Source organism: Lentzea sokolovensis (genome assembly GCF_033949975.1).
GTDB lineage: Bacteria > Actinomycetota > Actinomycetes > Mycobacteriales > Pseudonocardiaceae > Lentzea > Lentzea sokolovensis.
On record NZ_JAXAVU010000012.1, the window covers coordinates 412473 to 434321 of the forward strand.

The window sequence follows — 21849 nt, forward strand, 5'->3', positions numbered from 1 at the left end:
CATGAACGTCCAACTCGTCATCCCCGTCACCCGCTCGACTCCCGCCCGCGCCATCGGCCTCGCCTTGACGGTGCTCGTCTGCCTCGCCGTGATGTGGCTTGCAGTCGGCTGGATCGGAGCCATCGTCCTGGTCGTCGAGCTGTTCGTGCTCGGCCGGCTGCTGCTGCGTGCGGCCAACGGCCAGTAGCTCGTGTCCACGTCAGGCTGCCAGGGAGGTGAACCCGTGAAACCGTTCCAGCACAACAAGAAAGCGGATGAGGACCGGCCGGAACCCACTCGGGCCGTGCGGCGTCTGCGGCATCAGCTCGATGAGGCACATGACGTGCACGCTCTGGCGGATGATCCGCTGCTGGCCGTGGTCAACGCAGACCGGTTGCGGGTCTCGATCAGCCGTTCGCTGTGGTGGTTCCTCGCGATCGGCCTCGGGTTCACCACCACGGGCGTGCACGACTTCCTCGCCGGAGACCTCCCCGTCACCGATCCACTGTGGTGGGGAGCCTGGCTGGTCGAACCCGCACTCGCCGGAATCCTGATCACCGTGCTGCGGTGGGAGTCGGAGATGCTCGCCCGCGGTCAGCACGTCGACGACGGTCCTGTGGTCAAGCTCAAGCGGCTGCTCCTGGCCGCGACGCTGGTCACCAACGTGTGGTCCGCCGTCTCACCCTCGAAAGGCCCGGTGAGCGCGGGCAACGTGTTCCTCCACGTCGTCATCCCCGTCGTGGTGTTCCTGCTCGCAGAGGTCATGCCGATCGTCCAACAGCGCTGCGTCGCCGTTCGAGACGCTGCTCTGCGTGAAGCAACCCGGCGTGACGCGGCTCGAACCGAAGCCGCCCGCGAAACGCCGCCCGCGACCACGGCCCCTACGCCGACGGTGAGCAGCCTCGACCCGTTCGCGGGCCTGCGGCTCCCACCGCCGATGTGCGCCACGCTCACCGCCCGCATGGATGAACTCGGACGGCCCCTCACTGCCCCCGAGGTCTCCGAGCTGCTGCGGCTGCCCGCGGACTTCGCTGCCCGCGTCGCCGACCAGCTCGCCGCCTAAGCCACGAGCGGGCCACCCCTCGCCTGCTCCCCATGAGGGCGGGACACGACAGACCCCCAGTCGTGTCCCGCCCTTCTCGTTTTTCAAGCCCTGCAACGAAAGGAGGTGCACCCATGCTGTCCGGAGACCCTCACACCACCCTGGAAGACCGCATCGCCCGCAAGGTCGCCTCACCCGGCTACCGCGAATGGCGCGCCAAGGTCACCGCCACCAACGGCTGTGCTGTTCCCGTCCGCTTGTTCGGCGCGTGGCAGCTGCACGACGCCACCACCCGCAAGGTGCTCGCTCACCACGGCGGCGAGATCATGGTGCCCTGTGGCAACAGGCGCTCGGCCGTGTGTCCGTCCTGCTCGGACCGCTACGCCGCCGACGCCTACCACCTCATGCACGCCGGTCTCGCCGGTGGCTCCAAGGGCGTCCCGACGACCGTGACGGACAAGCCGCGGGCGTTCGCCACCCTCACCGCCCCGTCCTTCGGCCCGGTGCACAACCGCTTCACCACGGACAACGGCAAGATCAGGCCGTGTACCGGCTGCGGCGAGTACCACCACCAGGCCGACCCGCGCGTCGGTGCCGCCGTCGACCCCGGCACCTACGACTACGAGGGCTCGGTGCTCTGGCAGGCCAACGCCGGCGCGCTGTGGCACCGCTTCCGCATCGCCCTCAACCGCGAACTCGCGAACGCGGCAGGGCTCAAGGTCCGCGAGTTCGCACAGCACGCCCGGCTGTCATACGCCAAGGTCGCCGAGTACCAGCGACGCGGCCTCGTGCACTTCCACGCCGTGGTGCGCGTAGACGGCCCTGACGGCCCCACAGACCGCACCCCTGCATGGGTCACCAGCGAACTCCTCGACACCTGCATCAAAGCCGCTACGGCCTCGGTGAAGCTCACCGTTCCCCGCCCGGACGGCGTGGCGCTGGACCTGCGGTGGGGCTCACAGGTCGACGTACGCCCGATCCGCGCCAATCAGGCTCACGAGGTCGAAGACGACAACGGCTCGATCAGTGAGACCCGCCTGGCCGCCTACGTCGCCAAGTACGCCACGAAGACCACGGGCAAGACCGATGGCACCGACCGGCCGATCCGCTCGCAACTGTGCATCGACCACGCCAAGGTCAGCGACCACCACCGCCGCATCATCCAAACCGCCTGGGACCTCGGCGGCCTGCCGCAGTACGAGGACCTCAAGCTGCGCCGCTGGGCACACATGCTCGGCTTCCGCGGCCACTTCCTGAGCAAGTCCAAGCACTACAGCACGACGTTCAAGTCCATTCGCGACGAACGCCGCGCCTTCCGCCACACCGAAACCCTCGAACGCCTCGGCCTCGAAGCCGACTCGGTCCTGGTCATCAACGACTGGGCCTACCAGGGCAACGGCTACGACACCGACGCGGAACGCGAACTCGCCGCCGCACTGGCCGGCCGCATCCGCGACAACCGACGACGCAAGTACGAACAGGAGACACACCAATGAGCAAGCTGTGGACGATCAACGACGTCGCCGACTTCCTCGGCATCCCCGTTCAAACCCTCTACCAGTGGCGCACAAGGAAGTACGGCCCACCTGGCCGCCGAATCGGCAAATACGTCCGGTACATCCCGGATGAGGTCAAGACCTGGTTCGACGCCCAGCCGAACGGGGTGAGCTGATGGGACGGAGGCCTCTGGACGTCGGTACGTACGGCAAGATCCGCTTCTACTCGACCTCGACCGGGTGGCGGGCTACGACGAACTTCCGTGACTACGACGGAATCACCCGACCGGTGGAACGTTCCGGCAAGACCAAGACAGCCGCTGAGAGGGCGTTGAAGGAGGCCCTCCGAGATCGCACGGCGCCCGGTGAGGAAGGAATGATCACTACAGAGAGTCGATTCCGTGAGGCTGCCGAGGCGTGGCTGACAGAGTTCCGCGCCGCTGTCGCTGTCGGCGCTCGTTCCCCCACCTCGCTTGAGACCTACGAGGGCCGGCTGAACGGAATCATCCTGCCCGCTGTCGGCGAACTGCGGATGCGTGAGCTGACCGTGGCACGTATCGGCAAACTGCTGACGACAGTGCAGACCCGCAAGAGCGCTGCGAGCGCCAAGACCGTGCGCACGGTCATATCCGGGGTGTGTGCCCTTGCGGTGCGGCATGGTGCGCTACGAGCCAACCCTGTGCGAGATGTCGCCAATCTGGAAGGCCGCAAGACGCCGTCACGAGCACTGACCGAGGACGAGATGGTGGACCTGTTGGCGAAGCTCGACGCTGACGAGGTCGCAGTCCGTCACGACCTGCCTGATCTTGCTCGCTGGTACGCGGGCACGGGTGAACGAACCGGTGAAGGTCTGGCGGTCCACTGGCCGCATCTCGACCTCGACGCCGGGACCGTGGACTGGGCCGGCAGCGTCATCCGGGTCAAGGGTGAAGGGCAGAAGATCAACGAGGGCAAGACCGAGGTCTCCAAGCGAGCTTTGGCGCTCCCGTCGTGGTTGGTGACGATGCTGCGAGAGCGGCGAACTCGCCTCGCGGAGAGGTTCAACGTCGCGGAGGACGAGTTGGAAGGGCCGGTCTTCCCGAACTCGCTCGGCACGCTTCGCGATAAGCACAACACATTGACGAGTTGGCGGGAGTTTCGCCAGCGTGCGGGGTATTCGTGGGTGACCTTCCGGACGTTCAGGCGGTCAGTCGCCACGATCTTGGACGACGCCGGCCTGTCGGCTCGGCAGATCGCCGAACAGCTCGGCCACTCGAAGGTCTCGACCACCCAGGACATCTACATGGGGCGTCGGGTGACCAGTCGCCGGGCGGCTGACGCGCTGGACGAAGTTAGGTGGTCCGCGCAATAAAGTGAGGGTAAAGCGTGGGGGTGATCTTGCGTAGCGACAGGGTCACCCCCACTGAACAGTGGTTTTGTGGGGAAGGTGGGGCTCGAACCCACGACCTGACGGATTATGAGTCCGCTGCTCTGACCAACTGAGCTACTTCCCCCCGCTCACGCTGCGTCGTGGAGGATACCGATCACGCCGAACGGCCCTTGCGCACCCCCGTGGCGAGCGACACATAGGCTGGACACGTGCGTTTGACCCTCCGCGACTTCACCCCGGCGGACGAGCCCGGGGTGCTGGCGCTGTTCGCCGACTGCGACGACTGGTTTCAGGCTGCCACGGGCCACCCTTCCGGGCCCGGCGATGTGCAAAGTCTCTTCTACGCGTTGCCGGAGGGGGCCGCGTTCGAGCAGAAGCACCTGCTGGTCGCGCAGGCTCAGGGCATGATCGGGTTCGTGGACCTCGTGGTGGGCCACCCCGCGCCCGGCCACGCGAGCATCGGGTTCTTCCTGGTGCCGAAGGACCTGCGCCGGTGGGGCATCGGACGAGAGATGGCACGGGCGCTCACCGAACGCTTTCCCGAAGTCACGCGCGTGCACGTCCGGCTCGACGACTTCAAGCCCGGTAACGAGTTCCTGAAGGCGATGGGCTTCGTGCTCAACGGTCAGCGGGCGGTGCTGGAGATCGCGCCCAGGTCCGACGGCCGGTAGCCGCGCGGGTAGCCCGGATAGGTGCGGTTGGGGGTGCTCGTGAGCTTGAAACTCTTCCGCACCGGCATCTGACGCACCACAAATGCCCTCAGGCGCAACGCCTGCCGTCCCACGGCGCCGACCCACGCTGGCGGGGCGGTGAAGCCGAACGCGCGCACCATCGCCGGGTCCAGCATCGCGACCACGGCCCGTGCGACCACAGGGCGCACCACGGACGGGTACCACGAGCAGAACAGGTCGAGCGTGTACTGGCCGATGCGGCGGTTCGACGGCGCGAACACGAAGTGCTTCTGCTCGTAGGCCGTCTTGAACGCCAGGAACTCGTCGTAGCCGGCCGGGATGTCCCGGATTCCCATGCGGGCGCCGACCGCTCGGTAGAAGTGGAAGCCCGCCAGCCGTTCGTTGTCCGTCAGCGGGCGCCAGCCGTAGCGCTGGAGCCAGTCGATCGGGTCGTAGACGAACGTCGCCAGCACGTAGCGCATGTCGTCGTTCGAGATGTCGTAACGGCCGTGCTGGCGGTTGACCACGCGCAGCGCCTCACGTCCGCGCGGGGAGTCGTAGCCGTGCTCCACGAGTTCGGCCATCAGGATCGCGGTGTCGTCGTAGCGCTTCTGCGGCCGCCGTTCGAACTCGCCGGTGCGTTCCAGCAGGCCCGAGATCGTCGGGACGCAGTACGTGCGGAAGAGCGCCATCTCCAGCGACTTCTGGTAGTCCCACGGGAACTCCAGGCCGGCCGAGATCCGCATGATCTCCTCGTGGTCCGCGACCGGGTCCAGTGAGGAGATGCGACGAAGATTCGCGTAGCGGGCCATGCACCCCAAGCTGAAGCAAACCCGCACAAAGCGAAAGACCCCAGTCGGTGGACTAGGGTCTAGGCGATGGCTCCCCCAACTGGACTCGAACCAGTAACCCTGCGATTAACAGTCGCATGCTCTGCCAATTGAGCTATGGGGGAATGTTCGGTTGTTCTAGCTTGTCAGGCTTGGTTCCTCCTGACAGTGGGTAACTCTACATGAGCCTGGAAAGGGGTTTTGCAGGCACCCCCCACTTGGCCGCAACACAGACTCTGACCAGGCACGATGCGAGAGGAGACGTCACATGAAGGGCATCTTGGTCGGCGCGGCGATCGGCTACGTGCTCGGCGCGAAGGCCGGACGAGAGCGTTACGACCAGATCGTGCGCCTCTGGCACCGCTTCACCGCGAACCCGACGGTGCGCAAGACGGCGGCACAGGCGAAGGACAAGGCGTTCGAAGCCGCAGTTCAGGCCAAGGATCTGGCCGCGGACGCCGCCGGAAAGGCAGCGGAGAAGGCTCCGTGGCGCCACCACGAGGAGGAGACCAACGGCAAGGCGTACACGCCTCCGGTGACGCCGCGAACGTGACAGGCCTCACACCTGCGCGACCGCGAAGATCCGCCTGAACGGGAACCAAGTGGCGCCGTCGGCTCGCTGGGGGTACGCCTCACGCAGCCGCGGCGCCAGTTCCGCCACATAGGCCTCCCAGTCCGTTGAGGACAGTGCCGCACGCACCGGCCGCAAAGCCGTGCCAGTCACCCATTCGAGTACCGGGTCCGGACCGGTGAGCCGCTGCACGTACGTGGTCTCCCAGACGTCCGCAACGACACAGTCGCCGAGCAGGTCCGCGTACTCCACCGGGTCCAGAACCGGTTTCTCCGCACGGAAAACGTGCGCCAGCGACTCCCCCGCCACCTCACGGATCAGGCGGTGCGAAGGGTCCGCGTAGTTGCCTGGGACCTGGAACGCGAGCCACGCGCCGGGCCGCAAGGCCTCCGCCCATTTGGACACGATCGTGGGATGTGACGCGACCCACTGCAGGACCGCGTTGGACACCACGACATCGGTGTCGGGCAACGGTTCCCACGTCGTCACGTCGTCCACACGGGCATCGACGCCGGCCGCCCGCGCCGCCTCGACCATCTCCGGCGACGAGTCGAACGCCTCGACCACGGCCGAGGGCCACCGCGAGGACAGCGACACGGTCAGATTGCCGGGCCCGCAGCCCACGTCCACCACGCGGCGAGGCTCCGAAGCCCGCACGCGCGCCACAAGTTCGTAGAACGGCCTCGCACGGTGATCGGCGAAGGCCAGATACTGCGCCGGATCCCACATACGGCTAACAGTACACGCGTACTGCTAGCGCGCCAGCCGCTCGGAGAACACCGCCACGGCCGAGCGCACGTCAGCGAGGTCCACGCCCGCGTCCCCGCGCGCCTGCCACACAACGCCGTCACGGCCGGGGATCTTGCGCTGCAGAATCCACACGCCGGGCGACTCGACGCGTTCCCGCACCCGGATCGACCCCTCGACGCGCTGACTGATCGCCCGCAGCACCCGGCGCGGGTCGTCCAGCGCGAACCGTTGCGCGGGAAGGTCTTCCAGCAACACCACGGCGCCCTCGGTGGAGGCCTCGACGGCCTCGACCACCCGCAGCGCGCCCTCCCACTTCACCTTGCTGATCAGGTGCCAGCCGATCCGCCGAGGCGACTCGCCCGGCACCCACAGCCCGAGCGACGTCGCCACCAGATGACCGCCGGTCTGCACGGGCGCGTACGCGATCACGGTCTCGTCGCGCTCCAGCTCACCGGTGAACCCGTCCGGCGCGCCATCGCCGAACACCCGTCGGAACAACCCCACTACAGCGCTCCAGCACTCTGCTGCAGGAGCGCCTTGCGGTACTCCTCCAGCGCCACCAGGTCTCCCCACAACGCCCGGTACTCGTCGGCGTCCTTGATCGGGGACAGCCGCCGCAGGCGCGACTTCACGTCCTCGACCTGCTTGCCGACCTGCACCTCCTGCAGTCGCGCGATCACCATCGACACGTAGCGGAACTCGTCGTTCTGCTTGACGGCCAACGGTTCCACCGCGAGCTCGGTCAGCACCGACCGCACCGACGCGTGCGAGCACTCCTGCGAGATCGCCTCCAGGTACGCCGAGCCCGCGAGCCCGCAGGCCGCGCCTCCCGCCGCCCGGATCGCCCGGTGCAGCGCCACGTACGCGGGGTCGGTGAAGGCCTCGTCCGGCAGGGAGTCGTACAAGGGCCCCGCGTACTCGGGCAGCCGCAGCGCGACCTTGAGCACCTCGCGTTCGGGCACCAGCCGCGGGTCGCGCGGGTTCGGCCGGGACGGGCCGTCGACCTCCACGCCCAGCGCGATCTGGTTCGGGTCGACGCGCGCGGCGGTGGCGACCGGCGTCTTGCCGCCGGAGACCTGACGCACGCGGCGCACGACCATCGCCTCGTCGTCCCAGCCCACCCACCAGGCGAGCCTCGTCGCGTACCCGTCGCGCTTGGCCCGGTCCTTGATCTGCGCGACGAAAGGCACCATCTTCTTGAGCGCCTCGACGCGACCGTCCACCGAGTCGAGGTCGTACGCCCGCAGCTGCGCCTTGATCGCGAACTCGATCAACGGCGTGCGCCGCGCCACCAGGTCGCGCACCGCCACGTCGCCCTTGGTCTGCCGCAGCTCGCACGGGTCCATGCCGTCCGGCGCGACCGCGATGTAGGTCTGCGCGGAGAAGTGCTGCTCCCCGTCGAACGCCTTCAGCGCGGCCTTCTGGCCCGCCTCGTCGCCGTCGAAGGTGAAGATGACCTCGCCGTTCACGTCGTCGTCGATCAGCAGCCTGCGCAGCACGTTCATGTGGTCCGTGCCGAACGCCGTGCCGCAGGAGGCGACCGCCGTCGGCACGCCGGCCAGGTGCATCGCCATCACGTCGGTGTAGCCCTCGACGATGACCGCCTGCTTGCGCTTGGCGATCTCGCGCTTGGCCTGGTCGAGCCCGAACAGCACCTGCGACTTCTTGTAGATCATCGACTCGCTGGTGTTGAGGTACTTCGCCTGGATCGGGTCGTCGTCGAAGATCCGCCGCGCGCCGAACCCGACGACGTCACCGCTGATCTCCTTGATGGGCCACAGCAGCCGCCGGTGGAACCGGTCGATCGGCCCCTGCTTGCCCTCCTTGACGAGCTGCGACTTGATCAGCTCCTGGAGCTCGAAACCACGCCCCAGCAGGTGTTTCGTGAGCTTGTCCCAGCCGCCGGGCGCGAAGCCGCAGCCGAACTGGCGGGCGGCGGCCTCGTCGAACCCGCGCTCGGCCAGGAACTCCCGCGCCTGCTGCGCCTCGGGCGTCGCGAGCTGCTCCGCGTAGTACTCGGCGGCCACCTTGTGCGCCTCGATGAGCCTGCCGCGCGTGCCCCGGTCGCGCTGGATCGTCGCGCCGCCGCCCTCGTAGGTGAGGTGGATGCCCGCACGGTCCGCGAGCCGCTCGACGGACTCCACGAACGACAGGTGCTCGACCTTCATCACGAAGGCGATCACGTCGCCGCCCTCGCCGCAGCCGAAGCAGTGGAACGTGCCGTGCGACGGGCGCACGTTGAACGACGGCGTCTTCTCGTCGTGGAAGGGGCACAACCCCTTGAGCGCGCCCCCGCCTGCCCTCTTGAGCGAAACCTGGTCACCGACTACCTCGTCGATCCGGCTGCGCTCACGCACCAATGCGATGTCGCTTTCCCTGATGCGTCCTGCCACGTCTTCAAGTCTAATCCCCTGGCAAACTGCTGACCGTGACCACCGCTGACGTCTTCGGACTCCATCGGACGCACCTCATCGGCGTCGCCTACCGGCTGACCGGCAGCCTCGCCGACGCCGAGGACGCCGTGCAGGAGGCGTGGCCCCGGTTCGCGAAGGCCGAGGGCGTGCAGGACGCCCGCGGCTGGCTCACGACCGTGGTGAGCCGCATCTGCCTCGACCGGTTGCGCTCCGCGGCCGTGCGCCGCGAGACGTACGTCGGCTCGTGGCTGCCGGAGCCGTTGCTCACGACCGGCGAGAAGGACGACCCGCTGGAGAGCGTGGTGCGCTCCGACGGCGTGCGGATGGCGGCGCTGGTGGTGCTCGACCGGCTCACCCCGGATCAGCGCGTGGCGTTCGTGCTGCACGACGCGTTCTCGTTGCCGTTCACCGAGATCGCCGAGGTGCTGCAAGTCTCGGAGGCCTCCGCGCGCCAGCACGCGTCCCGTGCCCGCAAGGCAGTCGCGGACGCCGAACCGCCGCCTCGCGCGGCGCTGGCCGAGCAGCAGGAGGTGCTGGAGAAGTTCCTGCGGGCCATGGCGAACGGGGACCTCGACGCCGTGCTCTCCCTGCTGCACCCGGACGCCGTGATGATCGGCGACGGCGGCGGCAAGGTGCGCACCGCGGTCCAGACGGTCACCGGCGCGGACAAGGTGGCGCGCTTCTTCCTCGGCCTCATCCGCAAGTACGGCTTCCCGGAGGAGCACCGGCCGGTGTTCGTCAACGGCGAACTCGGCTTCACCATGCCGGCGTACGGCGACGTGACGGCGCGCGTGACGTTGTTCACCGTGCACGAGGGCAAGGTCGTGGCCGTCTACGACATCGCGAACCCGGACAAGCTCACCCACGTCGCGTTCTGACCGGTTTTGGTCTGGACCGTAACTGGAGCCGGGATCGTTTCGTCGCTAACGTCCTGTCCGCTGGTCCAGCCCAAGCCCCCTGCCGCGGGTTGCAACCACCGGAGTTCGAACATGCCCGAACAAGACAACCCCTCACGCCGGGCGTTCCTGGCGACCGGTGCGGCCGCTGTGGTCGCACTGACCGCCGCCGGCACCACCACGGCGCGCAGCGCGCCTCTCCCCCTGACCCCGACCTGCGTCGATGACGACGACACCCCGTCGAACATCGAGGGTCCCTACTTCAAGCGGAACTCCCCGCAGCGCACGAACCTGCGCACGCCCGGCGTCACCGGGATCGTGCTCAGCATCACCGGGTTCGTCTACACGATGAAGTGCGCGCCGATTCCCAACGCGCTGCTGGACTTCTGGCAGGCGGACGACCGGGGTGTGTACGACAACACCACGTTCAAGATGCGCGGCCACCAGTTCAGCAACGCCTCCGGCGCGTACGTGCTGGAGACGATCGTGCCGAAGGACTACCCGGGCCGCACCCCGCACATCCACGTCAAGGTGCAGGCACGGGGCGGCCCGATCCTCACCACGCAGCTGTTCTTCCCGGACAACCTCAGGGCGTACGGGATGAACATGCCCTACCTGAACCGGCGCGACGCCTACCTCGACCGCGAGTGCGAGGTCGAGCTCGGCCCGCTCGTCGGCAACCGCTACACCGCCAAGTTCGACTTCGTCATCGACAACTGAGCCCTACCACCGCAGTCGCAGCAGCTTCCCGACGTCGCGGAGCTTCGGGATCGCGCTGACGACCTTCATCTGGATCCTGCCGGACCTGGGCAACGCGTCCAGGTGCGGCAGGTCCACGCTGCGCCAGGCGTCCACTGTGGTCAGTCCGGGACGCAGCGCCTCGATCTCCCGCGGATCGTCGACGCCCCAGTGCAACACCGCGCCGGCGTTGCGCACGGCCGGCACGAGCTTCTGCAGCTTGATGCCCCACGAGCCGTAGACGTCGAACAGCAGCTCACCGCTGGGGAACCGGCCGGTGATCCTGCTGATCAGCGCATGGCCCTCCGCCTGCGTGAGGTACATCGAGAGGCCCTCGAACACCGCGACGACCGGGCGGTCGGCGGGCACCTCGGCGAGCCACGCGTCCTCGGTGACCGACGACGCCACCAGCCGGTAGTCGCCTTGGGGCGTGGGCAAGAGCTTGTGCCGCAACGCGACGACGTCCGGCATGTCGACGTCGATCCACCGCACGGTGTCCGGCCGTTCGATCCGATGCGCGCGAGTGTCCAGCCCACAGGCCAGATGCAGCACCGTGCAGGACGGAGTGCGCTGCAGGAACTCGCGGGTCCAGTCGTCGAGCACCCGCCCCCGGATGGCGACGCCCACCGCCGACGTCGTGTTCATCCCGGTCTTGCCGAAGTCGTAGTCGATGCGGTCGACGGCGCGTTTGGCCTCGTCGTCGTGCAGCACGGACTCGGGGCGCTCGCTGTCGAGCGCCCGGCCGTACAGCGTGGCGAGCATGGTCTCCTGCGCACCCGTCAGGGCGATCTTCTCCACCGCTCTAGTTTGTCGGTACGCGGCAGGCATCACCACTGGTGAAGCCCTGGTCCTTGATGTCGAACGCGCTGTTGAACCTGGCCCGCTGGTTCTCCAGCGCGATCTGGTAGGTCAGCGCGATGAGTTCCTTGCGCCCCAGCAGGTTCTCCAACTCCGCCACCTGCTCGTCGGTGACGGCGACAGGCGTGTCGGTCATCGCGTCGGCGTAGGCGAGCGCCTTGCGTTCGAGGTCGGTGAACAGCGGTGAGGTGGCGTACTCGTCGATGTGCTTGAGGCGTTCGATGTCGAGGCCGCCGTGCTTCATCAGCATGGCGCCGAAGTCCACGCACCACGAGCAGCCGAGCTTCACCGCGGTCCGGTAGACGCACAGCTCGAACAACGGCCCGTGGATCGCCTTCTTGACCGCCAGCTCGTGGCGACCGCTCGCCATCAGCAGTTTCGGGTGGTGCGCCATCACCGTGACGGGCTCCGGCACCGCGCCGAACTCACGCCGCGCGAACCAGTACACGGCCTTGAGCAGCGGGCCGGCGTCCTTCTTCGTGATTCCCTTGATCCTCGTCATGACCTGTGGACGAGACAGCTCGCCGGAACGTGACAACACCTTTGGGTGACTGGGTTGCGAGGCGGCCAGCTCATAGGGTCCATCCATGAGCAACGACTTCGTGCTGGACATCGACCACGAGTCGGCCGGCCTGCTCGCGGGAACATTGCTGGCAGGCGACTCGTGCGCGGTTCCGGTGCGGCACCAGAACGTCAAGCTGCTGCTGTGCGCGCTTCCGGGCGAGGACGGTATGCGGCTGTTCCTGCGCCGCAACACCCCTTAGCGGTCGTAGACGGCCACGTACTCCATCAGCACGTCACGCGACCGCTCGTTGTCGAGAGCGACGGCGTGCATGCGCTGAAAGATGGCCACGGCCCGTTCCACGGTCGCGGCGTCACTGGCGAGCGTCCAGTTCGCGAGGTAGACCAGCGGCGGCTCGTGCTCGTACTGGATGAGCGCGTAGTCGAGCCCGACCGCCGCCGCACCGCCCGCGCTGGCCGGCACGATCCGGATCGACGGCGCGTGGAACAGCAGGTGCAGGACCTGGTCCTCCATCAACCGGTTGCCGCCGACCACGGTCTGCAGCGCGTACTCGTGGATGAAGAACACGCACCGCGGTAACACGCCGTCGCGCTGCAGCTCCGGCGTCGGCGCGAGGCCCAGCGCCCCGGCCAGCGCCTTCGCGTAGCACTCGGTTCTGAGCAGGACGGGAATGGTGACGCCGCTGAAGCAGGTGATTTGCGTGGCGCCCGCCGCGGCGAGCACGACGAGCTGCTCGCCGGCACCGTGCTGGGTCATGCTGGAACGGTAAAGGCATGATCATGATCTCGCCGCGCGAAACGCTCGCCATCAGGGCGAATGGACCCCGAAAGTGGTCACGGACGGGCGACCTGAGCAAGGAAGTAGATCGCTTTCGAGTGGGTGTGCCGGACGGCGAGGAGGAACGGCCGGTCCACCTGCACGGCGATCGGGTCCACCGGTTTTCTCGGTGACGCACCCCTGCTCTTCACCACGGCGGTCGCGGCCGCACCCTCCAGGCCCCGTTCGTCGAGGCGCAGCACGGCCTCGTGGATCACGGCACTCACGAACAGCGGGTCGGGCGAGAGTCCACCGAGGTCGGCGTCCGGCGAGAACATCGTGCCCACGCCGAGCTGTTCCAACGTCTCCCGCAGCTCGAACTTCTCCCGAACATCCACTTTGGGCAGTGACAGCGCGATAGCGGTGCTCTCCCGCACCTCGAACGCGGAGGCGTGCAGCGGCTGCTCCAACGACTCGTCCGGCAGCAGCACCAGCGCCTCCACTCCCGAACGGGCGGGCAACGCGATCGTCTGCCAGCCCTCGGTCCTGGAGTAGCCGAGGAAGGCCGTCACCTTCATCGTCGGCACCTCGACGTCGCCGCCAGGGGCGTGGAACAACCTCGGCTTCGTCTTGCCCGCCCTGAACGCGGTCTTCCACCCGGCCTTGAGGTAGAGGGCGTTGACGATGATCGCCCCGTCGTACGGGCGGCTCGGAGGCGGCAGCAGCTCCGGGATCAGGTTGCGGGTCGACTCGGCGACATCGGCGTTCACCCGCTTGCGCACGGTCTTGGCATCGGCGAAGTGCGCCTGCCGCACCGAGGACGCCAGCGAGAAATCGGGGTTCAGCGCGAGGGTGTCGTCGGCCCACAACGTGTTCGCGACCGCCAGGTCCTCGACGTCGAGCGCGTCCTCGGAGACGAACCCGCCGACCAGCAGGTCGAGTTCTTGCCGGGTCTTGCCGCGAGCGGCCTCCCGGACCAGTGCGAGCGCACTGGCGACGGAGAACGGCGACCAGCACGCGTTGGCATCGGGATCGGGCACGGCGACGCGGTGGAGGTCCAGCGCGAAGGTGGTCTGATCGGTCACGGACGGGCGACCTGCGCGAGGAAGTAGATCGCTCCGGACCGCGCGTGCCGCACCGCGACCAGGAACGGCCGGTCGACCTTCACCACGATCGGATCCACCGGGATCTCGATCGACACCGTCCGGAACGTGACGGCGGTGGCCGCCGCGCCTTCGAGGCCCTGCTCGTCCAGGCGCAGCACGGCCTCGTGCACCACGTCGTCGACGAACATCCGCTCGTCCGGTGAGAGGCCGGAGAAGTCGGCGTCGCGCGTGAACATGCGCTCGACCCCCAGCTGCCGCAACGTGTTCTTGAGGTTGAACCTCGCCCGTACGTCCACTTTGGGCAGTGAGAGTTCGAGCCGGGTGAAGTTCTGCGCGGCGAGCACGGACGGGCTCAGCGGCTGGTCCAGCGACTCGTCCGGCAGCAGGATCAGCGTCTCGACGCCCGAGTCGGCAGGCAGCACGATCGTCTGCCAGCCGTCGTGGCGGGCGTAGCGGAACTTCTCGGTCACCTTCATCGTCGGCACGTCCACGTCGCCGCCGGGCGCGTGGAACGGTTTCGCGGCGGTCTCCCAGTCGGAGAAAGGGTTCAGCCAGCCGACCTTGAGGTACAGGGCGTTCACGATGATCGCGGCGGCGTCCGCGGGCGGCGCGTCCGTCAGCAGTTCGGGGATCAGGCCGCGGGTGGTCTCGGCGACGTCGGTGTTGACGAGCTTGCGGACCGTGGCGGGGTCGGAGAACGCCGTGCGCCGCACCGAACCGGCCAGCGAGAAGCCGGGGTCGATCGTCAGGTCGTCGTCGGCCCACAACGTGTTCGCGACGGCCAGTTCGGGGACGTCCACGGCGTCCGAGGCGTCGAAGTCCCGCAGCAGCCCGTCGAGTTCGGCGCGGGTCTCGCCGCGGGCGGCCTCACGGGCCAGTGCGAGGGCGCTGGCCACCGAGAACGGCGACCAGCACGCGTTCGAGGCCGGATCGGGTACGGCGACGCGGTGCAGGTTGAGGGCGAAGTCGGCCTGGTCGGTCACAGATTCTCCCCGAGGATCGGACTTCGGCACGGACCTCCTCGAACCTACGCCGATGCGCGGTGCCAGGCCACGGCCTGCGCGTCGGTGAGCAGCGCGACCTGGTCGATGACGACGCGAAGCCTTGCGGCGTAAGAGGAAGCGGCCGCGAAGACCGGGCGGAACGCCGGGTCGAGCAGCGTCGGGCGTTCCATCAGGCGGGCGACGAGATCGGTGATCAGGTCGCGCTGCTTCGCCTGCATGGCCAGGCGCGCCGGGTCGCTCATCACGTACCGGACGGCCATCGCCTTGAGCAGCGCCACCTCCGCCGCGACCTGCTTCGGGACCTCCAGCGCGGCGTTGTACCTCGTCAGCGCCCCGTCGCCGTGCACGGCCCTGGTCGCGGTGACGGCGGCGGAGGCGAAGCGGCCGACCAGTTCGCTGGTGAGGTTCTTCAACGCCACCTGCGCGCCGAGCGAGCCGTCGTACTCGCGGTCGGTCCAGTACGCGATCACCGGCAGCGTCAGCAGTTCCTCGGCGGTGGCTTCGAGCGTGGTCACGGACTCGTCGGAGAACGTCTTCGCGGCGAGCGACGCGATGGCGGCCCGTTCGTCGGGACGGGCGAGCGCGCCGAGGCTGATCCGGTGGGCCAGCACGCCGTCCTCGACGTCGTGCACCGAGTACGCCACGTCGTCGGACCAGTCCATCACCTGCGCCTCGATGCACCGCTCACGGTCCGGTGCGCCCGCACGCATCCACTCGAACACTTCGAGGTCGTCGTCGTACACGCCGAACTTCACGATGCCCGGCGTGCGCGTCCACGGGTACTTCGTCGACGCGTCGAGCACGGCACGTGTGAGGTTCAGTCCGTGCGCGGTCTTGGGTTCGAGGCGCGCGAGGATGCGGAACGTTTGCGCGTTGCCCTCGAACCCGCCGCACGGGCCCGCGAGTTCGTTCAACGCCCTCTCGCCGTTGTGTCCGAACGGCGGATGCCCGATGTCGTGTGCGAGGCCGGCCGTGTCGACGATGTCGGGATCGCAGCCCAGTTCCTCACCGATGCCGCGGCCGATCTGCGCGACCTCCAGCGAGTGCGTCAGGCGCGTGCGCGGCACACCGGTGACCTCGGAGCCCTCACCGGGGCCGACGACCTGGGTCTTGCCGGCGAGCCTGCGCAACGCCGCGGAGTGCAGCACGCGGGCTCGGTCACGGGAGAACGGCGTGCGGGTGTCGGTGCGGGCGCCCGGCAGCGCGGCGCTCTTGGGGTCTTCGGAGAGCAGGCGCTCCGCGTCGTGGCCGGTGTATCCCATCAGCCGATTTTAGGGAGCTTGAGCTCGTCGAACACGCCCGCGTGAGCCTTCATCAGGCGGTAGTACAGCAACGCTCCGGTCTCGCGCTTGATGTAGAACCACTGCGTCTCGCGCGTCTGCACGTTCGGACCGCTGCGCGTCGGTGACGTCCAGGCGTGCAGACCGGCGTCCTCCGCCATCGTGCGGGCGCGCAGCGAGTGCCACGGGTCGCTGACGATCACGGCGGTCTTCAGGTCGCGTTCCTTGGCGACGGACGCGACGGCCCGCAACGACCCGAGCGTGTCCGCGCCCTCGCCGACCTGCAGCACCCTGTCCTCCGGCACACCGCGCTTGACCAGCCACAACTTACCGACCTGGCCCTCGGTGAAGTTGTCGCCGGGCTGCCGGCCACCGGTCGTGGCGATGTAGCCGACGACGCCCTCCTGGTAGAGGCCGAGCGCGTGCTCCAGCCGTGCCGCGAGCACGTCGGACGGGACGCCGTTGTACTGCGCGGCGCCGAGGACGATCGCCATGTCGGCCTTCGTCCAGTCGTCGACTCGGGCGACCTGCCAGACGCGGAACGCCGTGCCGCCGCCCACGAGCACGCCGATGACCAGCGCTCCGAAGACGAGGCGCAACACGATCCGGCGAATCCGGGCGAGGGGCTTGAGGGGCGTGGTCCGCACACCCTGCATGCTCCCAGACCGGGCGGGTGCCGCGTTGACGCCCCTGCGAGGATCATCGTCATGCCTGCTGAGCAGCCCACCATCCTCGCGACCTCCGGAGGTTTGCGCTCAGGGCGCCGGACCTTCGTCGAGTTCAACAAGCTGATCCACTTCGCCCTGGACCTCTCCGGTGTGGACGGCCGCACACCGCGCCTGTGCCACGTCGGGACCGCGGGCGGCGACCAGCGGCACATGAACGCGAACATGGCCGAGGCGGGCAAGGTCGCGGGCGTCGACGTGTCGATCCTGAACCTCTTCACGATGCCGCCGACCGACGACCTCGAGGACTACGTGCTGTCCCACGACGTCGTCTGGGTGGGCGGCGGTTCGGTGGCGAACCTGCTCGCGGTGTGGGAGGTGCACGGCCTCGGCGCGGTCTTCCGCAAGGCGTGGGAGGCCGGCGTCGTGCTCAGCGGCGTGTCGGCGGGCTCGATCTGCTGGCACACGGGCGGCGCGACGGACTCGTTCGGCCCGGACCTCCGGATCGTCACGAACGGCCTGGGCTTCCTGCCCTACGGCAACGGCGTGCACTACGACTCCGAGGAGCAGCGCCGTCCGAAGATCCACGATGCGGTGGCGGCCGGAGTGCTGCCGACGACCTACTGCACCGACGACGGCGTCGGCCTGCTCTACCGGGGCACCGAGCTCGTCGAGGCGGTGACGGAACGTCAGGGTTCCGGCGCATACGTGGTGGTCAGGGAGGATTCTTCAGCAACCGCACAGGAGGAAAAGCTCGACACCAGGCTCCTGTGAGACGGACCTTGGAAGTGTGCGCTGGGCTCTGATCCTCTTCCTCGTGGCGGCCGTGTTCGTCGTCCCGGAGGCGGCGCCGTGCCACGCGCACGGGAAGCCGTCGGCTGATATATCGCGCGGTCCCGATGTGTTGGACACCGGCGACGGCTCGCTGGATCCCGGCGACGCCGATATATCGGATACGGGTACATCGGATACGGGCTCATCGCCGTCGGCGATATCCGATGTATCAGCCGCTGACATGTCGGACATCGCGGCCGCGGGTGGCTCGTCCGACGTCGGTATCGCGGTGCTGGACCTCCAGACGAACCAGGTCGTCGCGGAGCAGGGCGACAAGCCGTTCTACTCGGCCTCGCTGGCGAAGCTCATCCTCGCGTTCGACGCGCTGCACCAGCAGCTGTCGGCCGACGACACCGACCTCGTCGACCGGGCGCTGAGCGCGAGCGACGACAACGCGATGGACGTGCTGTGGACGAGGTTCGACGGCATGGACGCCATCGGCCGCGTCGCCGCCGAAGCGGGCCTTACCGGCACGCACGCGCCGGACGACCCGTCGCAGTGGGGAGAGGTCGTCATCACCGCGAACGACATGGTGCGGCTCTACCAGCACATCCTCGCCTCACCGGAGCGCGACGCGATCGTCGGCGCGCTGTCGAAGGCGCCCGCCACCGCCGCCGACGGCTTCGACCAGGCGTTCGGGCTGCTCGGCGTCACCGGCGCCTACGCCAAGCAGGGCTGGATGTACTACCTGCCGAGCGAGGTCTACCTGCACAGCGCGGGCGTGCTCGACGACCGCTACGCCGTCGCCGTGCTGACCACGAACCCGACCGGTTCCTGGACGACAGCGCGGCAGTCGATCAACGCCGTCACCACGGCCGTGCTGGCGAAACTCGGCGTCAAGGGCTGACCTGCCGGCGCCGCGACGGCCGGGGCCACACCGCGCTGAAGTCCCGCACCACGAGGATCGCGATCACCAGGAGCACGATCGCCGCGAACACCAACGCGCTGAACAACATCCCGGCGGCACCGCCGATGGACGCGACCTTGGCGGCGGCCCACCCGACGGCGGCGGGGACGACGATGTACCCGACGATGGTCCGTCGCCGCGCCGTGTGGACGTTCTTCTCCCGCATCAGCGCCAAGCCGAGCACCACCGGCATGAGCGCCACCAGCAGGCCGTACGCCTCCAGGAGCAACAACCTCGTCGGCATGATGAACGCAAGCGCCACCACGGCGACCGACAACGCGGTTCCCGCGACGACGAGCACGGTGCCGAGCACTCTGATCCGTTGCACCGATTCGGGTGCGTCGGAGGCCGGGACGAGCGGCCCGAACTCGCTCACCACGATCTTGTGCACGGCGACACTGCCCAACAGGACGAGCACCAGCGCGACCGCCACCGGCACCAGGAGCGCCAGCGCGACCCCCACCGCGAAGTCGCCAGGCCTGCCCGCCGACTCGACGCTGGACGCGAGCCAGTAGAACGGGAAGAAGATCACCGCCGCAGCGCCTTCCAGCACCACGAAGACGTGCCGCAGCCGAGCCGCCGACGAGGGGTCGGTGATCCGTACCGCCACCAGCCCGCTGGCCGCCGCGCACAGGCACACCAGCCCACCGCTCACCGCCGCGGCCACGAGCACCTGCGGGTTCCCGGCATCGGCCATCGACGAGACGACCACCACCAGGGCCGCCAGCACCACACCCGCCACGGCCTGCACGAGGCCGCGCCTTCTGATCTGCTCCCCCGTCACGCCTCTTACACGCGAGAACGGCCGGGATTGTTGCCTCAGCCGACCCGCAACACCTTGCGCGCGGTGAAGAACGCGACGCCGCCCAGCACGACGAGCAGGCCCAGCACCGCGAGGTACACCGCGGATCCGACGGTGAACGGCACCGGCCGAGCATCGCTGTTCAACGTCATGACCTCGCAGAACCAAGCCGCCATCGCGCACACGATCGCCCCGAGCCACCAGACTCCGAGCAACCGCCGGACCAGCCGGGCCCCGTTCACGTCGACGTACTCACCTCGCGCGCACGACCGTGCCGTCGCGAGACTCACGCCGGACAAGATCCCCCAGAACGCGCCGATCCCGGCCGCCATCACGCCGATCACGTTGATCGGGTTGTGGGCGGTCGGCAGGTTCAGGCCGACCGCGACGAGCACGATTCCGAACACGAGCGCCATACCGATGAGGGGCAGCCCCGTCAGCGCCAGCCGCGTCCTGATCCGGTCGACCCGCGTGGCGGGCACCCACACCCACTGCGGTGCCGGCCCCTGGCCGATGATCATCAATTGTCGACTTTCCAGTCCGAACCGTCGCCGTCGGTGACGCTGGCGTCGCCCATGTCCCCGGTGTTCGGCATGGTCCACTCGCGGCCGATGTCGTGGATCTTCTGCATGATCGCGTTCTGCTCGGTCTCGATCGTGTTGGTGTGCGACTCCAGTGCCATGATCGTCGCGCCGACGATGCCGATCGCGGCGGTGAGCCCGCCCGCGATGGCGGCGACCGCGGCGGGCGTGCCGACCACCGTGCAGGCCGCGGCGATCGCACCGATGGCCGACACGACGAACGTGGCGAACGCGACGCCCATGGCGATCCAGAACGCGTCGATCGAGTTCGCCAGGCTGTTCAGCGAGGCGCGCATCTGGTTGGCGACGTCCTTCACGGCGTTCAGGCCTTGCGACTGCGGCGGCACCGTCGCCGAGTAGGCGCGAGCCGCCCGGCCCTCCCACTCGACGTTCGTGCGCATCTTGTCGAGCGTGATCGTGCCCGCGACGTCACCGAGCTCGTTGCCGACCTGCTCGACCCACCCTGTGCCGACCTGCCGCAGCCGATCGGAGTCGCCGGGCTGGTCGAACAGCTGGTTCACCCGGCTCCAGAACTCGGAGATCTTCTCGTTGAGCCACCGGATGCCGTCCTGCACCTTGTCGATGACCCACTGCAGCGGAGGGGGCACCCAGCTCAGCGTGGCGTTCACGACGTCGAAGAACCGCTTGATGTTGCGGTCGACGTCCTCGACCTTCTCCTTGGCCTGCATCACCAGTGGATTGGTCACTTGAGCTCCCCCGTGAGCCGGTTCATGTCGTGGAGGTTCGCGTCTTCTTCGCGCTCGTAGGTGTCGGCGGCGGCCCGCAGACTGTCACCGAGACCGCTGAACGCCGTCATCGCCTGGCGCAGCAGGTCTTCCAGCACGACCCGGCCGTTCTCGTACGTGCGGTCGAGGCCGCGGTCGACCGCCCACATCGACACGTCGTGGCCGGTCAGCGTCAGTCCGCCGATGGCGCTCTGAGGCGCCTGCACGGTGTCCGCGGCCGCCGACCACAGCCCAGCGTCCGCGCGCATCGCCTCCAGCGCGACTTTCAGATCGCTCATGCCAGCCCCACCTTCCGCAGCAGCCTCGCTGGATCACTCGCCAGTGCCTGGAGCTCCGCGATGGCGGATCCGGACGGCTGTGAAGCGGGAGTGCCCCGGTCGTGCAACGCGCGCAGGACCTCGGCGAGTTCGCCCTCGATCTCGGGGTTGGGGGCCGCGTGCGCCCACCGGTCGTCGATCTCGAAGCGGACGACCTGACCGGACTGCGCGACACCGCGGACGTGCCCACCGCGACTCTCGGCGCGCACGGGCACGTTCACCGTCTGGTCGAGGCCGGAGGTGAACACGGCGAGCTCGGCGTTCACGGCGGCGAACAACCGTTCCGCGTCCGCGCGGGTGAACGGCGTCTCGTCCACCTCAGCGCTCACCGGGACCGGATCAACGGCCGTCAGGTCTCCCTGCGCCTCCACCGAACGCGACAACGCCCGCATGGTCGCGTTGTTGGCCGCGGCGAGCACGGCAGCGTCCAACGCACGCTGGTCGATGCTGTCGCGCCACTGCTCGATGAGCCGGACGGCGCGCACCCGCCCGTCGGGCTCGGCGACCACCGAGACGGCGCCGCTCGCGTCGGTGCCGACGCAGCCGTCAGCGTCGTCCGGTTGTGGGCCGGCGGGCGGCGGTGTGGCACGCCGCCCTGCCTCGTACTCCCAGTCCTCGGCTTCCTCGAAGCCCCACCTGCGGTTGTCCTCGACCACTACTCGCCCCCTGCACGCTGTGACGAAGTGACTTCACAGCGTAGCAGCGGGTGCGGCC

Annotated in this window: 28 protein-coding genes and 2 tRNA genes; 12 read left to right on the forward strand and 18 right to left on the reverse strand. The window is 68.6% G+C overall.

The genetic code is table 11. The features are described from left to right. Window position 1: 1 nt before the first annotated feature. The 5 genes from SK854_RS30665 to SK854_RS30685 all read left to right on the forward strand — a co-directional run bounded on the left by SK854_RS30665 (window position 2) and on the right by SK854_RS30685 (window position 3868). Window positions 2–187 carry a hypothetical protein gene (locus SK854_RS30665; protein WP_319978587.1) on the forward strand — a complete coding sequence of 62 codons (186 nt, stop codon included), beginning with the start codon at window positions 2–4 and terminating at the stop codon, window positions 185–187. A gap of 36 nt (window positions 188–223) precedes the next feature. Continuing rightward, window positions 224–1042 (forward strand): hypothetical protein, encoded by an 819-nt coding sequence (locus SK854_RS30670; protein ID WP_319978588.1) that lies wholly within the window; start codon window positions 224–226, stop codon window positions 1040–1042. 113 nt (window positions 1043–1155) lie between these two features. After that, a complete protein-coding gene (locus SK854_RS30675; RefSeq protein ID WP_319978589.1) occupies window positions 1156–2517 on the forward strand; it encodes a replication initiator in 1362 nt (453 codons plus the stop codon). Further along, window positions 2514–2693 carry a helix-turn-helix transcriptional regulator gene (locus tag SK854_RS30680; RefSeq protein ID WP_319978590.1) on the forward strand — a complete coding sequence of 60 codons (180 nt, stop codon included), beginning with the start codon at window positions 2514–2516 and terminating at the stop codon, window positions 2691–2693. The genes SK854_RS30675 and SK854_RS30680 overlap by 4 nt, the downstream gene beginning before the upstream one ends. 113 nt (window positions 2694–2806) lie before the next feature. Beyond that, on the forward strand, window positions 2807–3868 hold the full coding sequence (locus SK854_RS30685) for a site-specific integrase (RefSeq protein ID WP_319978591.1): 1062 nt from the start codon (window positions 2807–2809) through the stop codon (window positions 3866–3868). A 67-nt stretch (window positions 3869–3935) separates the two neighbouring features. Here the strand turns inward: SK854_RS30685 and SK854_RS30690 are convergent. After that, a tRNA-Ile gene (locus tag SK854_RS30690) sits at window positions 3936–4010 on the reverse strand. An 85-nt stretch (window positions 4011–4095) separates the two neighbouring features. On the opposite strand from SK854_RS30690, the gene SK854_RS30695 reads away from it, so the two are divergent. Further along, the gene (locus SK854_RS30695; RefSeq protein WP_319978592.1) at window positions 4096–4557 is read left to right on the forward strand and encodes a GNAT family N-acetyltransferase; all 462 of its coding nucleotides are present in this window, start codon (window positions 4096–4098) and stop codon (window positions 4555–4557) included. On the opposite strand, the gene SK854_RS30700 is transcribed toward SK854_RS30695, so the two are convergent. After that, window positions 4512–5369, reverse strand: coding sequence for an oxygenase MpaB family protein (locus SK854_RS30700; RefSeq protein ID WP_319978593.1), 858 nt, complete (start codon window positions 5367–5369; stop codon window positions 4512–4514). The two genes, SK854_RS30695 and SK854_RS30700, sit on opposite strands and share 46 nt — an antisense overlap. Window positions 5370–5436: 67 nt before the next feature. Beyond that, a tRNA-Asn gene (locus tag SK854_RS30705) sits at window positions 5437–5512 on the reverse strand. A gap of 143 nt (window positions 5513–5655) precedes the next feature. On the opposite strand from SK854_RS30705, the gene SK854_RS30710 reads away from it, so the two are divergent. Further along, window positions 5656–5940, forward strand: coding sequence for a hypothetical protein (locus tag SK854_RS30710; protein ID WP_319978594.1), 285 nt, complete (start codon window positions 5656–5658; stop codon window positions 5938–5940). Window positions 5941–5946: 6 nt separating this feature from the next. On the opposite strand, the gene SK854_RS30715 is transcribed toward SK854_RS30710, so the two are convergent. From SK854_RS30715 to dnaG, 3 genes are read right to left on the reverse strand one after another with little or no spacing between them, the layout of a single operon-like run. Continuing rightward, window positions 5947–6687, reverse strand: a complete 741-nt coding sequence (locus tag SK854_RS30715) for a trans-aconitate 2-methyltransferase (RefSeq protein ID WP_319978595.1) — start codon at window positions 6685–6687, stop codon at window positions 5947–5949. A 24-nt stretch (window positions 6688–6711) separates the two neighbouring features. Further along, the gene (locus tag SK854_RS30720) at window positions 6712–7212 is read right to left on the reverse strand and encodes a hypothetical protein (RefSeq protein ID WP_319978596.1); all 501 of its coding nucleotides are present in this window, start codon (window positions 7210–7212) and stop codon (window positions 6712–6714) included. Next, window positions 7212–9101, reverse strand: coding sequence for a DNA primase (gene dnaG / locus SK854_RS30725; RefSeq protein ID WP_319978597.1), 1890 nt, complete (start codon window positions 9099–9101; stop codon window positions 7212–7214). Before dnaG ends, SK854_RS30720 begins: the two co-directional genes overlap by 1 nt. Before the next feature lie 26 nt (window positions 9102–9127). Between dnaG and SK854_RS30730 the strand changes: the two genes are divergently transcribed. Both SK854_RS30730 and SK854_RS30735 read left to right on the forward strand, forming a co-directional pair. Next, the gene (locus SK854_RS30730) at window positions 9128–10000 is read left to right on the forward strand and encodes a sigma-70 family RNA polymerase sigma factor (RefSeq protein WP_406601847.1); all 873 of its coding nucleotides are present in this window, start codon (window positions 9128–9130) and stop codon (window positions 9998–10000) included. A 111-nt stretch (window positions 10001–10111) separates the two neighbouring features. Further along, window positions 10112–10738 carry a dioxygenase family protein gene (locus tag SK854_RS30735; RefSeq protein WP_319978599.1) on the forward strand — a complete coding sequence of 209 codons (627 nt, stop codon included), beginning with the start codon at window positions 10112–10114 and terminating at the stop codon, window positions 10736–10738. Window positions 10739–10741: 3 nt separating this feature from the next. Here SK854_RS30735 and SK854_RS30740 read toward each other — a convergent pair whose 3' ends face one another. Both SK854_RS30740 and SK854_RS30745 read right to left on the reverse strand, forming a co-directional pair. Further along, window positions 10742–11554 (reverse strand): class I SAM-dependent methyltransferase, encoded by an 813-nt coding sequence (locus tag SK854_RS30740; RefSeq protein WP_319978600.1) that lies wholly within the window; start codon window positions 11552–11554, stop codon window positions 10742–10744. A 4-nt stretch (window positions 11555–11558) separates the two neighbouring features. Further along, a complete protein-coding gene (locus SK854_RS30745) occupies window positions 11559–12116 on the reverse strand; it encodes a carboxymuconolactone decarboxylase family protein (protein ID WP_319978601.1) in 558 nt (185 codons plus the stop codon). Between the two features lie 85 nt (window positions 12117–12201). Here SK854_RS30745 and SK854_RS30750 point away from each other — a divergent pair, with 85 nt between their 5' ends. Further along, window positions 12202–12378, forward strand: a complete 177-nt coding sequence (locus SK854_RS30750) for a hypothetical protein (protein WP_157512840.1) — start codon at window positions 12202–12204, stop codon at window positions 12376–12378. On the opposite strand, the gene SK854_RS30755 is transcribed toward SK854_RS30750, so the two are convergent. From SK854_RS30755 to SK854_RS30775, 5 genes are all read right to left on the reverse strand, one after another. Continuing rightward, window positions 12375–12893: a Scr1 family TA system antitoxin-like transcriptional regulator gene (locus SK854_RS30755; RefSeq protein ID WP_319978602.1), complete on the reverse strand. Its 519-nt coding sequence runs from the start codon at window positions 12891–12893 to the stop codon at window positions 12375–12377. The two genes, SK854_RS30750 and SK854_RS30755, sit on opposite strands and share 4 nt — an antisense overlap. A 77-nt stretch (window positions 12894–12970) precedes the next feature. Continuing rightward, window positions 12971–13978, reverse strand: coding sequence for a serpin family protein (locus tag SK854_RS30760; RefSeq protein ID WP_319978603.1), 1008 nt, complete (start codon window positions 13976–13978; stop codon window positions 12971–12973). Next, window positions 13975–14982 (reverse strand): serpin family protein, encoded by a 1008-nt coding sequence (locus SK854_RS30765; RefSeq protein ID WP_319978604.1) that lies wholly within the window; start codon window positions 14980–14982, stop codon window positions 13975–13977. The genes SK854_RS30760 and SK854_RS30765 overlap by 4 nt, the downstream gene beginning before the upstream one ends. Before the next feature lie 44 nt (window positions 14983–15026). Beyond that, entirely contained in the window at window positions 15027–16265 is a 1239-nt protein-coding gene (locus SK854_RS30770) for a deoxyguanosinetriphosphate triphosphohydrolase (RefSeq protein ID WP_319978605.1), read from the reverse strand. After that, on the reverse strand, window positions 16265–16930 hold the full coding sequence (locus SK854_RS30775) for a YdcF family protein (RefSeq protein WP_319978606.1): 666 nt from the start codon (window positions 16928–16930) through the stop codon (window positions 16265–16267). The genes SK854_RS30770 and SK854_RS30775 overlap by 1 nt, the downstream gene beginning before the upstream one ends. 60 nt (window positions 16931–16990) lie before the next feature. Here SK854_RS30775 and SK854_RS30780 point away from each other — a divergent pair, with 60 nt between their 5' ends. Beyond that, a complete protein-coding gene (locus tag SK854_RS30780) occupies window positions 16991–17722 on the forward strand; it encodes a Type 1 glutamine amidotransferase-like domain-containing protein (RefSeq protein WP_319978607.1) in 732 nt (243 codons plus the stop codon). A gap of 16 nt (window positions 17723–17738) precedes the next feature. After that, a complete protein-coding gene (locus SK854_RS30785) occupies window positions 17739–18629 on the forward strand; it encodes a serine hydrolase (protein WP_319978608.1) in 891 nt (296 codons plus the stop codon). On the opposite strand, the gene SK854_RS30790 is transcribed toward SK854_RS30785, so the two are convergent. From SK854_RS30790 to SK854_RS30810, 5 genes are read right to left on the reverse strand one after another with little or no spacing between them, the layout of a single operon-like run. After that, complete coding sequence (locus SK854_RS30790; RefSeq protein WP_319978609.1) at window positions 18619–19473, reverse strand: hypothetical protein; 855 nt, start codon at window positions 19471–19473, stop codon at window positions 18619–18621. The two genes, SK854_RS30785 and SK854_RS30790, sit on opposite strands and share 11 nt — an antisense overlap. 35 nt (window positions 19474–19508) lie before the next feature. Beyond that, the gene (locus tag SK854_RS30795) at window positions 19509–20012 is read right to left on the reverse strand and encodes a hypothetical protein (protein WP_319978610.1); all 504 of its coding nucleotides are present in this window, start codon (window positions 20010–20012) and stop codon (window positions 19509–19511) included. Then, the gene (locus SK854_RS30800) at window positions 20012–20779 is read right to left on the reverse strand and encodes a hypothetical protein (protein WP_319978612.1); all 768 of its coding nucleotides are present in this window, start codon (window positions 20777–20779) and stop codon (window positions 20012–20014) included. Before SK854_RS30800 ends, SK854_RS30795 begins: the two co-directional genes overlap by 1 nt. Then, window positions 20776–21096 carry a hypothetical protein gene (locus SK854_RS30805; RefSeq protein WP_319978613.1) on the reverse strand — a complete coding sequence of 107 codons (321 nt, stop codon included), beginning with the start codon at window positions 21094–21096 and terminating at the stop codon, window positions 20776–20778. Before SK854_RS30805 ends, SK854_RS30800 begins: the two co-directional genes overlap by 4 nt. Further along, complete coding sequence (locus tag SK854_RS30810; protein WP_319978614.1) at window positions 21093–21791, reverse strand: hypothetical protein; 699 nt, start codon at window positions 21789–21791, stop codon at window positions 21093–21095. The genes SK854_RS30805 and SK854_RS30810 overlap by 4 nt, the downstream gene beginning before the upstream one ends. Window positions 21792–21849 lie beyond the last annotated feature (58 nt).

What these genes read in the sequence shown, in the direction of transcription:
- SK854_RS30665 (WP_319978587.1), top strand. Translation starts at nt 2, where the DNA reads ATGAACGTCCAACTCGTCATCCCCGTCACCCGCTCGACTCCCGCCCGC.
- SK854_RS30675 (WP_319978589.1), top strand. Translation starts at nt 1,156, where the DNA reads ATGCTGTCCGGAGACCCTCACACCACCCTGGAAGACCGCATCGCCCGC.
- SK854_RS30680 (WP_319978590.1), top strand. Translation starts at nt 2,514, where the DNA reads ATGAGCAAGCTGTGGACGATCAACGACGTCGCCGACTTCCTCGGCATC.
- SK854_RS30700 (WP_319978593.1), bottom strand. Translation starts at nt 5,369, where the DNA reads ATGGCCCGCTACGCGAATCTTCGTCGCATCTCCTCACTGGACCCGGTC.
- SK854_RS30710 (WP_319978594.1), top strand. Translation starts at nt 5,656, where the DNA reads ATGAAGGGCATCTTGGTCGGCGCGGCGATCGGCTACGTGCTCGGCGCG.
- SK854_RS30715 (WP_319978595.1), bottom strand. Translation starts at nt 6,687, where the DNA reads ATGTGGGATCCGGCGCAGTATCTGGCCTTCGCCGATCACCGTGCGAGG.
- SK854_RS30735 (WP_319978599.1), top strand. Translation starts at nt 10,112, where the DNA reads ATGCCCGAACAAGACAACCCCTCACGCCGGGCGTTCCTGGCGACCGGT.
- SK854_RS30745 (WP_319978601.1), bottom strand. Translation starts at nt 12,116, where the DNA reads ATGACGAGGATCAAGGGAATCACGAAGAAGGACGCCGGCCCGCTGCTC.
- SK854_RS30750 (WP_157512840.1), top strand. Translation starts at nt 12,202, where the DNA reads ATGAGCAACGACTTCGTGCTGGACATCGACCACGAGTCGGCCGGCCTG.
- SK854_RS30755 (WP_319978602.1), bottom strand. Translation starts at nt 12,893, where the DNA reads ATGACCCAGCACGGTGCCGGCGAGCAGCTCGTCGTGCTCGCCGCGGCG.
- SK854_RS30770 (WP_319978605.1), bottom strand. Translation starts at nt 16,265, where the DNA reads ATGGGATACACCGGCCACGACGCGGAGCGCCTGCTCTCCGAAGACCCC.
- SK854_RS30780 (WP_319978607.1), top strand. Translation starts at nt 16,991, where the DNA reads ATGCCTGCTGAGCAGCCCACCATCCTCGCGACCTCCGGAGGTTTGCGC.
- SK854_RS30795 (WP_319978610.1), bottom strand. Translation starts at nt 20,012, where the DNA reads ATGATCATCGGCCAGGGGCCGGCACCGCAGTGGGTGTGGGTGCCCGCC.
- SK854_RS30805 (WP_319978613.1), bottom strand. Translation starts at nt 21,096, where the DNA reads ATGAGCGATCTGAAAGTCGCGCTGGAGGCGATGCGCGCGGACGCTGGG.